Genomic DNA, 14,563 nt, shown 5'->3' with positions numbered 1-14,563 from the left:
CGATGACTTATTGCATAGGCATGCGCCTCAACGAAGGCCTGGTCTTCCTGTCCGACTCCCGCACCAATGCCGGCGTGGACCAGGTGGGCACCTTCCGCAAGATGAGCGTGTTCGAGAACCCGGGCGACCGCATGCTGGTCCTGATGACGGCCGGCAACTTGTCGATCTCGCAAGCGATCCGCCAGATCGTCTCGGAACACGTGGATGCGGATGGACGCAGCATCTGGAACGTGGCCAGCATGTACGACGCGGCGCGCATCGTGGGTGACGCCGTGCGCACCGTGCACCTGCGCGAAGCGAAGGCCCTGGCCGACTGCGGCATCGATTTCAATGTCAGCATTATCCTGGGCGGCCAGATAGGCGCCGAGCGCTGCCGATTGTTCCAGGTGTATTCGGCCGGCAATTTCATCGAATCGCACGATGAAAACACGTACTTCCAGATCGGCGAAGCGAAGTATGGCAAGCCCATCATCGACAGGGTCATCAACCCGCATACGCGTCTCGATGAAGCGGCCAAGTGCGCGCTGATCTCCATGGATTCCACCTTGCGCTCGAACATTTCCGTCGGCTTGCCGCTCGATCTGCTCGTCTACGAGACGGGCAGCCTGGCCGTCACGCGCTTCGTCACCATCGATGAAAAGAACCAGTATTTCCGCATGATCCGCGACACCTGGGGCGAACAATTGAAACATGTGTTTGAAGGCATCGTCGATCCCGTGTGGAATGCGGCGCCGGAAACCACGACGAACGTGTTGTCGTCGGCCAACATGCACAGCAAGCCCGTGTGCGTGGCCATCCCCGAGCACGTGAGCCGCGGCGGCCTGACCGTGGCGCCCCTGCAATCCTTGGCGCAGCAGTTCAGCGACGACAAGCAGCATTGACCGGTGACGCCACCGCTGCGCAAGGCGCTGGACAAATCGCCTTGCACGTGCTTTTATGGCAATATGAGTTGACATTCAATCCAGATTGACCTGAAAGGCAGGTGGCGCATGGACTTGATCACTTCCGCCGTCGTGGCGGCCATCGAACATGGCGCGCCCGGCCACGCGCCTGAAGCCGTCGCCAGCCACTATGAACGGCTCAAGCTGGCCATCGCCAAGTTCGACAGCGCCGCCGCCATCCTGGCCGCCATCGCCGCGCTGGAGGCCGAGCCTGGCAATACTCAGCTGCAACTGGCACTGTCGGCCGCCCTGTCCACGGCAAACGTGCCGGACGACATGGAAACCCTGTTTGCCGCGCAAGGCTTGCTCGATGCGCTGCAGCGCCCGCCTTCACCTCTGCCTGAAGTGGCAACGGCGCCCGCCCCGGCCGACAAGAGCGCCGTCGTGTCGAACTATGCGGTGGTCAAAGTGTATTTCGCCACGGACCGCCAGCGCGACGTGGGCAAGCCGCCGGCGCAGCGCTTCAGCGGCGAACGCAACATCATGGGAGGCAATGGGCCGCTCAGCTATGGCAGCTGCGACATCAGCATCCCCCGCGACCACCGCATGGGCCAGCTGGAATCGCCATCGCTGTGGCGCCTGGAATTTCGCGACGACCCGGCCAAGCACGTGGTGCTGCTGTCGGCCGAGGTGCAGGACCGCGACAACTTCTTTGCAGCACTCAAAACGCAGATCCGCGCCTCGGCCGGCAAGAGCGCGTTTGTCTTTGTGCACGGCTACAATGTGAGTTTTGAGGATGCGGCGCGGCGCACGGGACAGATGGCCTACGACCTCGGCTTCGACGGCGCGCCCGTGTTCTACAGCTGGCCGTCGCATGGCGACCTGGCCGGCTACACCATCGATGAAAACAATATCGAATGGAGCACGCCCCACATCACGGCCTTTCTGGCCGACTTTCTCGCCAGCACGGAAGCGGCGCAAGTGTATCTGGTGGGCCACAGCATGGGCAGCCGCGGGCTGGCGCGGGCCGTGGCCGACTTGCTGGCCGCGCAGCCGCAGCTGGCGCAAAAGATCACGGAGCTCATCCTGTCCGCGCCCGATATCGACGCCGCCATCTTCAAGCATGATATCGCGCCAAAACTGGCCCACGCGCGCAATCCCGTCACTTTGTATGCCTCGTCGCAAGACCTGGCGCTGGCCGCCTCGAAAGCCGTGCACAGCTACCCGCGCGCGGGCGACAGCGGTGCCGGCATGCTGATCGTGGCGGGCGTGGAAACCATCGATGCCACCGGGGTCGACACGAGCTTCATGAAGCACTCGTACTTTGCGGAAAAGCGCTCGGCCCTGTCCGACATGTTTTATCTGATACGTAACCAGGCGCGCGCCGACCAGCGCTTTCTCGACCCCGTCGATACGGCCGCCGGCCGCTATTGGACGTTCAAACCATGACAGCGTTTCATCCGGTGCGGCACGCATGCTAAGATACGGCCCATAGGGTGGCAACGGGCACGGCGATGACGCCGCCAGCCGATCCCCCGCAAGCAGGCTTATCATGTTGACATCATCTTCTACACCGCACGCCGAATCGCTGATCCGCAACACCAACGCCCGCGTCACCAAGACGCGCGTGAAGGTGCTCGACTTTTTAATGGCGCAAAGCCGTTCGCTGACGCACCATGAAATCCAGCAAGCGTTGTCGCAGGACAGCGATATCGATTCCGTCACCCTGTACCGGGTGCTGGAATGGCTGACGGAAAATGAACTCGTGCACCGCATCGCGGGCACCGACCAGGTGTGGCGCTTCAGCGCGGGCGCCGGCCACCAGGCGCACGAACACGCGCATTTCCAGTGCACCAAGTGCGCCAACGTCACCTGCTTCAATGAAGTCAAGCTGCCGCCGCCCGTGCTCTTGCCGGAAGGTTTCAGCGGCGGCGAAGTCGATTATTTGATCAAGGGCCTGTGCCCGCGCTGCAAGTAATTTTCAAAAAGACATCACCTGAAGGTATCACTTGAGAAGCAACGCCAGGTGATGCTCGTCGTAAAACAAGTCGCCCACGCGCATCGAGCGCGGTTCCGTGCCATACGCGATAAATCCCAAGGATTCATACAGGCCCAAGGCGGCATTGTGTTCCGCATTCACGCTCAAATGCACTTGCATGATGGCGGGGTCCGTCTCGGCCTGTTCGATGCAGGCGTTGACGAGACGCCGCGCCACGCCTTTCCCCCGCTGAGGCGCATCGACGAAGACGCCCCACAGCAAGGCCTTGTGCCACAGCTGGCGCAACGGCTCGCGCCGCAAGCCGGCAAAACCGACCAGGCGCGCGCCATCGAAGGCGCCAAAGCCCCGTTGCAGGGCGCCGGCGATGCGCTGCGCGTGTTCTTCCGGCGTGCGCGCCAGTTCATCCTCGCGCGACGAGGAAAACGAGCTGGGCGAATCAAGGATGGCGCGCAGGCGCAGCGCGCAAAAGGCGGCGGTGTCGGCTGGCGTCAACAGGCGGATGACGATATCGAGTGCGGGCATGGGAGGACTCGGGAGTTTTTTCCCATTATACCCACACCCTTTCTCCATGCACGCACGCGGATGGCGAGAGTGGGCAAGCCCGCTTCCACGCTCATGCCGCCGCCGCAGTCGCGCAGCGGTCCAGGCCCCGGATCAGCATCTCCTGCGGCAAGTCGCGGCCGATGAAGATCATCTTGCTGGCGCGCGGCTCATCGTCGCGCCACGGCGCGCCCAGTTCCGAGCCCATCAGCATGTGCACGCCCTGGAACACGGCGCGGCATGGCAAGTCGGCCACGTACAAAATGCCCTTGTAGCGCATCAGCTGGCTGCCGAACAGCTGCACCACGGCATCAAGAAAGTTTTCCACCTGCAGCAAATCGAGGGGCCGGGACTGGTGGTAGACGAACGATTGCACGCCGTCACCATGGCGGTGACCCAATTCCCCGAGGAAATCCGGCTCCAGTTCGACGATGGAGTTCACATTGAAACCGCGGATGTTCAGGATGTCGCGCAGCGGCACATTGCCGAAGCGTACTTTCTGTATGCCGGCGCGGCCATTGATGGCGACCAGCCGCTGGCGCAGCGCGGCCAGCGCGTCCTTGCCGACCAGGTCCGTCTTCGACAGCAGGATGCGGTCGGCAAAGCCCACCTGCTCCTGCGCTTCCCTGTGCGCCGTCAATTGCTGCTGCGCATGGCGCGCATCGACCACGGTTAATATCGCGTCGAGCAGGTAGTACTCGCTGACGGACGGTTCCGCAAAAAAGGTTTGCGCCACGGGCCCCGGCGCGGCCAGGCCCGTCGTTTCGATGATCACGTGGTCAAACGCGATCGTCCCCGCCGCGCGTTTCGCGTGCAGCTCGCCCAGGATGCGGATCAAGTCGCCGCGCACGCTGCAGCAGATGCAGCCATTGTTCATTTCCACGATCTGCTCGTCGCTGTCCTGCACCAGCAAGCCATGATCGATGCTTTCGGCGGCGAATTCATTTTCGATCACGGCGATGCGCACGCCGTGATCGCCCTGCAATATGCGCTTGAGCAAGGTGGTTTTCCCGCTGCCGAGAAAACCCGTGATGATGGTGACGGGGATCAGTTCTGTCATGGCGTATTCCTGTTCAAGGTTAGTCTTCGAGTTCTTCCATGCGCTGCCATTCGGGAAACGGGTCGGGCAGCTGGCGCCAGGCGGCCATGCCCTGGCGCGTTTCTGTATAGTTCAATTGACATTTTTTCAAGTCCGCCTCGATGGCGGCCTGGTTCATGTCCTGGCCAATGAAGACGAGCTCTTGGTAGCGGTCGCCATATGTTTCGCTCCAGCCCGCCTTGACTTCCGCCAGCGAGGCGGCATCCGTGGGCCAGCGGTCCTTCGGCACGGACGCCCACCACAGACCCACGGGTTCGATATTCATCAGCTTGCCAGCGCCGGACAGGCTGGCTACCCATTCGGGGCGGCTGGCCAGCCAGAAATATCCCTTGCTGCGCACCACGCCGGGAATCGGCTGCGAAATATAGTCATGCAGGCGCTGCGCGTGGAACGGTTCCCTGGCCCGGTAGACGAAGCTGCTGATGCCATACGTTTCCGTTTCCGGCGTGTGCACACCGGCCAGCTCCCGGGCCCAGCCCGGCATGGCGGCCGCCTGCTCCAGGTCGAACAAGTGCGTGCCCAGGATGGCATCGAGCGGCACGATGGACTGGTTGGTTTCGATGATGCGCGCGCCGGGATTGAGAGCTTTTAAAACGGCCAGCACGCGCAGGCGCTCGTCCGCCGCCACCATATCGACCTTGTTGAGGACGATGACATTGGCAAACTCGATCTGTTCCGTCAGCAAATTGGCCAGCTGGCGCTCGTCGCCCTCGCCCGCCGTTTCGCCCCGCTGCTCCAGGCTGTCTTCGCTATGAAAGTCCGCCAGCAGGTTGGCGCAGTCGACGACGGTGACCATGCAGTCGATGCGCGCCACGTCATTCAGGCTGTCGCCGTGCTCGTCCTCGAAGTCGAAGGTGGCGGCCACGGGCATCGGCTCGCCCACGCCCGTCGATTCGATCAATAAGTAATCGAAGCGGTCCTCCGCCGCCAGGCGCCGCACTTCCAGCAGCAAATCGTCGCGCAAGGTGCAGCAGATGCAGCCGTTCGACATTTCCACGAGTTTTTCTTCCGTGCGCGACAGGGCCGCGCCGGCCGCTTCGGCGCTGTCTTTCACCAGCGAGGCGTCGATATTGACTTCGCTCATGTCGTTGACGATGACGGCCACGCGCTTGCCTTCGCGGTTGCGCAGTATGTGGTTGAGCAAGGTGGTCTTGCCGGCGCCGAGAAAGCCGGACAGGACGGTGACGGGGAGTTTGCGCTGGGGCATGGGGATTCCTTGGGCTGGCTGAGTTGCTGAGTTGGCGATGGTGGCATTACTGCAAGCGAATTGCGTTTTCGAATTATAATGCAACTTAATTGCATTTGTGTGGCGATCTTTGCCTGCCACCGTGAAAAAGAGGAATCCATGCGCTACCAGCAGGATCAGGATCCCGGCACTCGACGTGCTAGAGTGCGAGCTCGTCGGTGATGACATCGAAGTAAGCGCATGGCGGCTGAACTGTTGTCGACAGCCCCTGGATGATGCGATGAAGACTGGTTCTGCCCCTCGTGCAGACAGACAGCCGTGCTTCTCAGCCGCGCGGCCGCGCGAGCATCACATCGGCTGGCTGCGATTTTATTAGCCCTTAGCAAGCCGCTCTTAAATATTTTATTCTCGCCTGGCCCAATGAAAAAAATACTGATAATAAGCCTGCTCGCTCTCGTCTCCATATATGCTTTTAAGCAAATGATTTACAACCCGCATATATGGAAGCAAACCATTAACAGCCCTGAGCATAAATTGCAAATTGGAAGTTTTATTTTCAACAAAAGAACAGGGGTTAATGGTGGAAGCCAAAGCATTCAAACGGATTATTACATTTTCAAAGTAATAGAGATCAATGGCGATCATGTTCGGCTTTCTGTTATCAGGCAATTGTCGGAAAATAACACAATTTCACAATCCGACTTCTCGACCACAAAAGAGAATTTTGAGTATTTAAAAAAACATATCAATGAAATTACAATTACAGGAATATTGACAAAAGACTTATTCGCGGGAGATTATGAGCTATATACCGTGAATGATTATTTGCTAAAGAAGTATCCTGCATTGAAAAAATCAAGGTATTACTTCGAAGACATCCCTGAAGACATGAAAAATTTGCCGTTACCGACAGATAATAACAAACTACAGGATTATTTTAGTGGAATCTATTCCAAAAAAGAAATTATTGAAAATGGCAAGCTTGTTCTCTGGGTTTTAAATAATAGCAACAATCCTGAATTAGCCAGAAACTCATCAGAAAATATAGATTTGATACAAAATTAGAGTGTTGGCGCACCTAATCAATTGTGCTTGCATGGCGCGTGAAGATACTCCATCTTGCCACAGTTCAATTTTCACAATCACCAAGGAATCGATGTTCTTACGTAACTCCACAAGGCTGCTTGCCTTACTTGTTTTGATGATGGGCAGTGCCATTGCCGCAGACATAAAAAAGCCGATCCAGCACTATCTTTACTTTAATCACCGTGAACTGAACGGGGAAAACATCACCTCGGATAAAGCGTTAAGAGATCCCCGCTTCAGCGGCGCGCAAATCGTGTACACATGGCGCAGCCTGGAGCCGGAACAGGACCGTTACGATTTTGCGGCGATCCGCCACGACATCGCCTATCTCGATTCAATCGGGAAAAAACTGTGGATACAACTGCAGGAAAAATCCTTCACGCCGCGCCATAATGTGCCGGCCTATTTACTCAGTGATCCTCGCTACCAGGGCGGCATCATCAAGCAAAGCATGCTTTCCGCACCAGAACGCGACCCGCATAAAGCGGTGACGGATGATGAATACGGCTGGTCGCCGAAAATGTGGGAAGTACCGGTACGCGAGCGTTATCAACGCTTGATCCAGGCGCTGGGCAAGGAATTTGACGGGAAAATCGAGGGCATCAATTTCAGCGAAAGCTCGATCGACATTGGCGTGGAGGACAGCAAGGGAAATACGACGTTCCCCGATGATTTCAAGCCGCAACACTATGTCGATGCCATCAAGGAAAACATGCGGGTACTGGCCGCTGCTTTTCCCCACACCACCACCATGGTGTATTTAAACTTTCTGCCCGGTGAATGGCTGCCGTGGAACGACAAGGGCTATATGCGCAGCGTGTTTGCGCAAGCGCAAACGCTGCAGATGGGCGTGGGCGGTCCCGACCTGATGCCGTATCGGAAAAGCCATATGGGCCAGAGTTACGGTTTTATCAAAGACTACCCTGCGAATTTGGTCAAGGGCATGGCCGTACAGGACGGCAACCTGCGCCAGATCAATCCCCGTACCAAGAAAAAAAATTCAGTGGAAGATTTGCTCGATTTTGCCCGCAATTACCTGGGCCTGGACTATATTTTCTGGGTAGAAGACGAGCCTTACTTCAGCAATGAAGTGCTGAAAAAACTGCCGGCGCATTGACAGGCAGTCGCACCATCGCGCGGCAGCGTGCATCCATGCGCCCTGCACGGCTGTCATCGCCGCGTCATATGGCGGCGTTACAGTCGCGTCCTTTGAATCTTTCCGAGGGCGGTAATGAAAACAAATTGGGTCATGCTGGCGGCGCTGGCAAGTGCGGGTCTCGTCGGTTGCAACGGCAGTTCAAACACGGCGCAAGTCATTCCCGAAGGCACGACGGTCACGGTGGCCTTGCTGGAAACCACCGATATCCACTCGAACGTGCTGAGCTATAACTATTACGCGCTGGCCGAAGACACCAGCCTGGGCCTGGAGCGCACCTCCACACTGATCCAGGCGGCGCGCGCGGAAAACCCGAACAATGTGTTGCTCGACGATGGCGACGTCATCCAGGGCACCCTGCTCGCCGATTTACAAGCCGTGGCCGCGCCCGTGCCCTGCTCCGGCACGCTGGCCGTGCACAAGGCCATGAACGCGCTGAAATATGATGCGGGCGGCATGGGTAACCACGAATTCAACTATGGCTTGCCTTACCTGAGCCAGATCACCAACACGGATTTCGGCATTCCCGGCGTGGCCAAGCCGACGGGTACGTGCGGCGCGCCCGCCTTCCCTTCCGTGCTGAGCAATGTCGTCGGCGTGTCCAGCGGCAAGCCCATCTTCCAGCCCTACACCGTGCTGCCCCGCGATTTCGCCGCCACGGCGCCCGACGGCAGCAAGCTGACGGTAAAAATCAATGTGGGCGTGCTGAGCTTTGTGCCGCCGCAAATCCTCGAATGGGATCAAAAAGTGCTCGCTGGCAAGGTCAGCGTGACGGGCGTGCAGGAAGCGGCCAAGCAATATGTGCCGGAATTGCGCAACAAGGGCGCCGACCTCGTCGTGGCCCTGTCGCATGGCGGCCTGGACACGAGCGCCTACAGCCCGAAGATGGAAAACGGCAGCTATCACCTGACCAGCACGGGCATCGATGCCCTGATGATCGGCCATTCGCACTTGATCTTCCCGAAAGGCAAGGAAGAAGGCGCGGCCGCGCTGGACGCCTCGTTTGCCGCCTTCCCCGCCAGCGCGAAGATCGACGCCGTCAACGGCTTCGTGAACGGCGTGCCGACCGTCATGGCGCAAAGCTGGGGCCGCCGCCTGGGCATCATCAAGCTGACGATGGTCTATCAGGGCGGTAAATGGGTGGTGCAGCCGGCCAAGACCACGGTGGAATCGCGTGGCTTCAAGTACACGGATGGCAAGACCCTCGTGAAAGCCGACCCGGCCATCGCACCGCTGGTGGCCACCGAGCACGCGGCCACCATCGCCTACGCCAGGCAGCCGCTGGGCATCAGCACGGATTTCGAAATGTCGGCGTACTTTGCGCTGGTGGGCGACGTCAGCGCCATCCAGCTGGTCAACCAGGCGCAGCTCGACTACGTGAAGAATTTCATCGCCACCAGCACGGATGCCACCTTGTCCAGCTACAAGAACATCCCCGTCATCTCGTGCAGCGCGCCATTCAAGGCCGGCCGCAACGGGCCGTCCGATTTCACGGACGTGGCGTCCGGCGCCTCGCCAGCCGCACCGATCGGCTTGCAAGTGCGCAATCCGGGCGACTTGTATTTATATAGCAACAACAACCTGCAAGCTGTGAAAATCAAGGGCGCGGACTTGAAGGCGTGGCTGGAAACGTCGGCCAAGCAATTCAACCAGATCAACCCGGCCAGTACTGCCGAGCAAGACCTTGTGCCGTCGTATGGCACGATTTATAACTACGACGTGTTCTATGCGGAAAACAATGCGCTCACGTACCAGATCGACGTGACGAAAAAGCCGGGCAGCCGCATCGTCAACCTCACGTACAAGGGCGCGGCGGTCGCCGATGGCGATGATTTCATCGTCGCCACCAACGACTACCGCGCCGGTGGCGGCGGCGCCGTGCCGGGCATCGATGGCAGCAAGACCATCATCAAGTCGCCCGATGCGAACCAGGCCGTGGTCAGCAACTACCTGGCATCGCTGAGCACCAAGGGCGGCAAGGTGACCCTGGCGGCGAATGGCAGCGCGCGCAGCTGGAGCTTCGTCAAGATGGCCACGGCCGGTCCAGTGATCCTGCGCTCGGCACCCGGTCACCTGGCGCTGGCGCAAGGCAGCGGCATCGCCAACGTGGCGGCCGAAGGCGGACTCGACGCCAGCGGTTTCGCCAAGTACCGCATCGACCTGAGCAAATAAGGTCCATGGGCCGGAACTGCCGCAGTTCCGGCCCCTCATTCTGCAAGGTGATCCAGATGAAACACGCACTTTCCCTCCCCTCCGTCGTGCTGGCCGCCGTCCTGGCCGCCTGCCAGGCATCGCCGCCGCCTACGCCGGCCGAAATCGAAGCGGTCGCCATGCACGCGCGCCAGGCGGGCGACCAGCAAGCCGAGCGCAAGGTACGCAGCTGGGCCGGCAAGGACATGCCCGTCGCCGAGCGCGAACTGGCACTGATTTACCTGGCCCGGCCGGAACGCCGCGCCGAAGCGCTGAGTCTGTTTGAACAGGCGGCCCGCGCCGGCGATACGGAAGCGGCCTTCGAACTGGGCCAGATGCTGCGCGCGGCCACGCCCGGCCAGGCTTGGCTGTGGTACCGGCAAGCGGCGCTGCAAGGGCATGCCAAGGCGGCATTGATGCTGGGCCTGCTGGCAGCCAACGGCGAAGGCGTGCCGCAAGATCCCGTCATAGCGGCACGCTGGCTGGACAAGTCGAGCGAACTGGGTAATCCACATGCCATGTTCCTGCTGTACAACGCCTACCGTGAAGGCCGCGGCGTGCCGCGCGACCTGGTCAAGGGCCATGCACTGCTGGAAGAAGCGGCCCACCATGAGTACCCGCCCGCCCTCCAGGAACTGGCCATGACGGTGCAGGCCGACGACGCCCTGCGCGCGCGCCACCTGATGAAGGAAGCGACGGAGCACCGGCACAATAACTGGAACAAGTTTTAAGCCAAGTCGCTAGCGCGCCAGAAAATCACGCTGCGCTTTGCGCTCGGTCAATCGTGTTGGACTAGACATTGCCGAGAGGCTATGATGGACCCGCTGCATCCCCGGACGCGGCGGGGCTGTCGCCAGCCTCGAAATCGCACACTGAATTTGCTTTTTAGAAATTTGTTACTCTGGACCAGCCTCGGTGAGCGTGTCGCAATGCTCAGCCCAGCCAGTGTTTGGGTAGGCCCTGGCTCGTCCGTCGACCTCCCTATAAAGAAAGAGTCCAATGAAAAAGCTGACCACCGCCTTTGGCGCGCCTGTCGTCGACAACCAGAACATCCAGACGGCCGGCCCACGCGGCCCTGCCCTGCTGCAAGATGTATGGTTCCTGGAAAAGCTGGCCCACTTCGACCGCGAAGTCATCCCCGAGCGCCGCATGCATGCCAAGGGTTCCGGCGCGCACGGCACGTTTACCGTCACGCACGACATCACGCGCTACACGCGGGCGAAAATCTTTGGCGCAGTGGGCAAGCAAACGCCGATGTTCGCGCGCTTTTCCACGGTGGCCGGCGAACGGGGCGCGGCGGACGCGGAACGCGATATCCGCGGCTTCGCCCTGAAATTCTACACGGAAGAAGGCAACTGGGACCTGGTCGGCAACAACACGCCCGTGTTCTTCATGCGCGACCCGCTGAAATTCCCCGATCTGAACCACGCCATCAAGCGCGACCCGCGCACGGGTTTACGCAGCGCCAACAGCAACTGGGACTTCTGGACCTCGCTGCCGGAAGCGCTGCACCAGGTGACGGTGGTGATGAGCGACCGGGGCTTGCCGCGCAGCTTCCGCCACATGCACGGCTTCGGCAGCCATACCTTCAGCTTCCTGAATGCGCAAAACGAGCGTTTCTGGGTCAAGTTCACGTTTAAAACCCAGCAAGGGATTGAAAACCTGACGGACGCGGAAGCCGAGGAGCTGGTGGGCAAGGACCGCGAAAGCTCGCACCGCGACCTGTACGACAGCATCGAAAACAAGGATTTCCCCCGCTGGACGCTGTACGTGCAGATCATGCCGGAAAAAGAGGCAGGCACGTATCACCTGAACCCGTTCGACCTGTCGAAAGTGTGGCCGCACGGCGACTATCCGCTGATCGAGGTGGGCGTGCTGGAACTGAACCGCAATGCCGACAACCACTTTGCCGAAGTGGAACAGGCGGCCTTCAACCCGGCCAACGTGGTGCCCGGCATCAGTTTTTCGCCGGACAAGATGCTGCAAGGCCGCTTGTTTTCGTATGGCGACGCGCAGCGCTACCGCCTCGGCGTCAACCACAGCCATATCCCCGTCAACGCGCCGAAGTGCCCGTTCCACAGCTATCACCGCGACGGCCAGATGCGCGTCGACGGCAACCAGGGCGGGACTCTGGGCTATGAACCGAACAGCGAGCAGGAATGGGCCGAGCAGCCCGATTTCCGCGAACCTCCACTGAGCATCGAGGGCGCGGCCGACCACTGGAACCACAGGGTCGACGAGGATTACTATTCGCAGCCGCGCGCCCTGTTCCGCCTGATGACTGCGGCACAGCAGCAAGCCTTGTTCGACAACACGGCGCGCGCCATCTCGGGTGCCTCGGAGCAAGTCAAGCAACGCCACATCGGCAACTGCACCCTGTGCGACCCCGCGTATGGCGCGGGCGTGGCCGAAGCGATAGCCCGCCTGAGCAAATAGCGTAAGTGCAAGCCTGGCAAGGAAGGCCCGCATGCGGGCTTTTCTTGCTTTGCATCTACGCCACCCCTACCAGCGCTGGATATCGATCTGGCCCGTGATGCTCGTTTCCACCGGATAGCCATCGACCTGCGACGGCACGCGCCGCTTGACGGACGCATCGCGCAAATACACGACGAGGGCTTCGCCGCCGATGGCGGTCTGCCCCAGGCTGACGCCTTCGACGCCATCGATCGCCATCAGGGCCCGCTCGTTGCGCCGCTTTGCCGCTTCCAGCCGGCCGGGCGGCGGTGCGGCATGCGCGAAGCCCGCCACCGCGTGGCCACTGGCCTCGTCCGGCATATACGGCATGGCCGCATCCTCGAAGACGGCATAAGGCGCTGTTACAAATTTACTGTTTGACATGACACATCCTCCTGATGCTGCCCATGGCACGCGTGGAACAAGGAGGCACGGCAGCGCCTCTTGCCCGCCAGGCCATGCATGGCAGCCACACCTGACCCTATCATCATCGTGCAAAAAGTGGCGCAGTGCAAGCAAGCATCACGCCGCCGCGCCGTTTTCTGTGACCGTGCTCAAGTGTACAAATTAATGTCGAGCGCCACCACCACCCTGCGCATCTGGTTGGCAAACGTGATATTGCCGCCGCCGGCAAACAGCAGGCCGACGGGATTGCGCTGCTGGTTCCAGGTCCAGATGGACGAGCCGGAATCGCCGCCCGCGCTGAACGCTCCGCTGACGCCCGTGATGGCGATCTGATCCTGGAACAGTGCGATCCTGCCGCCGCCATAATTGACGTTGATGGTGGCGCCCAGGCCCGTGATGCGGCCCTGCGTCAATTGCGTCGTGCGCCCGGATTTGCCGACCAGCATGCCCAGCGCGGGCGCCACCAGCGCATTGCTGATGCGGAAGTACGCTGGCACGCCGCCGCTCAGGTAGACCAGTTCGGGACGCACGCGGTCTGGCCAGGCCCAGCCGGTGGCGCAATCGACGAAGTTGACGCCGCCGCCGAAATTGATGGGCACGAAGCGCTCGAGCACGGCCACCTGGTCTTGCGGACAGCGCCCGCCATCGATGGGGCCAGGCTGCACGATGCAGTCGTTGAACACGCCGCCGTTGGAATTGGCCAGCACATGATTATTGCTAAGAATCATCAAACGGCTGTTGCGCGGCGCGCTGCGCCCCACGGCCAGGCAGCCGATGGTGCCGGCCGTGATGCGGAAATGCCCGACCGACACGCCGCCCGGCGCCGGACGCAAGCGGAAACGGTGCGGTTGCGCGTCGATCACGCCCGTGACGACGATATTCACGGGCACCCGGTCGCTGGCCACGGCGCGCACGCCCATGGCCCCCACGATGGCGGCCTTGGCGCGATCGACGGACGTCGGTTCGGCCACGTACAGGGTCAGGGCCGGCAAGCCCGGTTCGCCGGACGAGCTGTCGCTGGCGCCCTCGCCCAGGCCGATGGACACGCCCTGGATATTGCCGCCGTCGCTGAAGGCATCGGCGGCGCGCACGCCGGCCGCCTGAGCCAGGCCCTGGCGCATGCCGTCTTCGATGCTGCGCTTGATTTCCAGCAATTCCATGCTGACGCCGCTCAAGGCGTCGGGCACGTCCGCGACGGACGCGCTCTCGATCATATTGTCGTCTGCGCCGGGAGCGGCGAATTGGCCGATGGCCTCTTCATCGTCCGCGCTTTGCCCCCTGCCGCTGCTGCCGGGCGGGGTGCTGAAACCGTTCTCATTGCCGATCATCATGTTCTCCTCGTGGGTCGCTCTGAATATCCAGTGTGGACGGGCCGCGCCGGCCGGTATTGATCTGGATTGAACTGCGCAGGCGTGTGGCTGCGCTGCGCCAAAGGGGCCAAAGGAGGGCAAAAATAGTTCCCTCGTCAAGGTTGAGCGAGATCAGGCGTGCGGGCAGAGGCGCCGCCGTATACTGGATCGACAGGCTGGAACCGGGCCTGCGCCACGGCAGCAACGCTAGCAACGGC

General features: G+C 60.8%; 13 protein-coding genes. 8 read left to right on the top strand and 5 right to left on the bottom strand.

Features of this window, described 5'->3' with window-relative positions; genetic code table 11:
- Nucleotides 1-2: 2 nt before the first annotated feature.
- From KY494_RS02575 to KY494_RS02565, 3 genes are all read left to right on the top strand, one after another.
- Nucleotides 3-881: a peptidase gene (locus tag KY494_RS02575; protein ID WP_219889758.1), complete on the top strand. Its 879-nt coding sequence runs from the start codon at nt 3-5 to the stop codon at nt 879-881.
- A 108-nt stretch (nt 882-989) separates the two neighbouring features.
- The gene (locus KY494_RS02570) at nt 990-2,330 is read left to right on the top strand and encodes an alpha/beta hydrolase (protein ID WP_219889757.1); all 1,341 of its coding nucleotides are present in this window, start codon (nt 990-992) and stop codon (nt 2,328-2,330) included.
- Nucleotides 2,331-2,433: 103 nt separating this feature from the next.
- Nucleotides 2,434-2,859 carry a Fur family transcriptional regulator gene (locus KY494_RS02565; protein WP_219134484.1) on the top strand — a complete coding sequence of 142 codons (426 nt, stop codon included), beginning with the start codon at nt 2,434-2,436 and terminating at the stop codon, nt 2,857-2,859.
- A gap of 27 nt (nt 2,860-2,886) precedes the next feature.
- Here the strand turns inward: KY494_RS02565 and KY494_RS02560 are convergent, their stop codons facing one another.
- The 3 genes from KY494_RS02560 to zigA form a co-directional block, all read right to left on the bottom strand.
- Entirely contained in the window at nt 2,887-3,402 is a 516-nt protein-coding gene (locus tag KY494_RS02560) for a GNAT family N-acetyltransferase (RefSeq protein WP_219889756.1), read from the bottom strand.
- A 91-nt stretch (nt 3,403-3,493) separates the two neighbouring features.
- Nucleotides 3,494-4,480 carry a GTP-binding protein gene (locus KY494_RS02555; protein ID WP_219889755.1) on the bottom strand — a complete coding sequence of 329 codons (987 nt, stop codon included), beginning with the start codon at nt 4,478-4,480 and terminating at the stop codon, nt 3,494-3,496.
- Nucleotides 4,481-4,499: 19 nt separating this feature from the next.
- A complete protein-coding gene (zigA, locus tag KY494_RS02550) occupies nt 4,500-5,726 on the bottom strand; it encodes a zinc metallochaperone GTPase ZigA (protein ID WP_219889754.1) in 1,227 nt (408 codons plus the stop codon).
- Nucleotides 5,727-6,023: 297 nt separating this feature from the next.
- Here zigA and KY494_RS02545 point away from each other — a divergent pair, with 297 nt between their 5' ends.
- The 5 genes from KY494_RS02545 (at nt 6,024) to KY494_RS02525 (ending at nt 12,573) form a co-directional block, all read left to right on the top strand.
- On the top strand, nt 6,024-6,770 hold the full coding sequence (locus KY494_RS02545) for a hypothetical protein (RefSeq protein WP_219889753.1): 747 nt from the start codon (nt 6,024-6,026) through the stop codon (nt 6,768-6,770).
- Nucleotides 6,771-6,801: 31 nt separating this feature from the next.
- Nucleotides 6,802-7,908 carry a hypothetical protein gene (locus tag KY494_RS02540; protein WP_219889752.1) on the top strand — a complete coding sequence of 369 codons (1,107 nt, stop codon included), beginning with the start codon at nt 6,802-6,804 and terminating at the stop codon, nt 7,906-7,908.
- Between the two features lie 114 nt (nt 7,909-8,022).
- Complete coding sequence (locus tag KY494_RS02535) at nt 8,023-10,119, top strand: bifunctional 2',3'-cyclic-nucleotide 2'-phosphodiesterase/3'-nucleotidase (RefSeq protein ID WP_219889751.1); 2,097 nt, start codon at nt 8,023-8,025, stop codon at nt 10,117-10,119.
- A gap of 56 nt (nt 10,120-10,175) precedes the next feature.
- The gene (locus tag KY494_RS02530; protein ID WP_219889750.1) at nt 10,176-10,868 is read left to right on the top strand and encodes a tetratricopeptide repeat protein; all 693 of its coding nucleotides are present in this window, start codon (nt 10,176-10,178) and stop codon (nt 10,866-10,868) included.
- 268 nt (nt 10,869-11,136) lie between these two features.
- Nucleotides 11,137-12,573 (top strand): catalase, encoded by a 1,437-nt coding sequence (locus tag KY494_RS02525; RefSeq protein ID WP_219889749.1) that lies wholly within the window; start codon nt 11,137-11,139, stop codon nt 12,571-12,573.
- 66 nt (nt 12,574-12,639) lie between these two features.
- Here the strand turns inward: KY494_RS02525 and KY494_RS02520 are convergent, their stop codons facing one another.
- Together KY494_RS02520 and KY494_RS02515 are read right to left on the bottom strand one after the other, a co-directional pair.
- Nucleotides 12,640-12,975 (bottom strand): hypothetical protein, encoded by a 336-nt coding sequence (locus tag KY494_RS02520; protein ID WP_219889748.1) that lies wholly within the window; start codon nt 12,973-12,975, stop codon nt 12,640-12,642.
- Between the two features lie 170 nt (nt 12,976-13,145).
- Nucleotides 13,146-14,327, bottom strand: coding sequence for a S1 family peptidase (locus KY494_RS02515; protein ID WP_257572103.1), 1,182 nt, complete (start codon nt 14,325-14,327; stop codon nt 13,146-13,148).
- Between the last annotated feature and the right edge of the window lie 236 nt (nt 14,328-14,563).

Source organism: Janthinobacterium sp. PAMC25594 (assembly GCF_019443505.1).
Lineage (GTDB): Bacteria > Pseudomonadota > Gammaproteobacteria > Burkholderiales > Burkholderiaceae_D > Janthinobacterium.
This window is presented reverse-complemented; position numbering and strand designations above follow the sequence as displayed.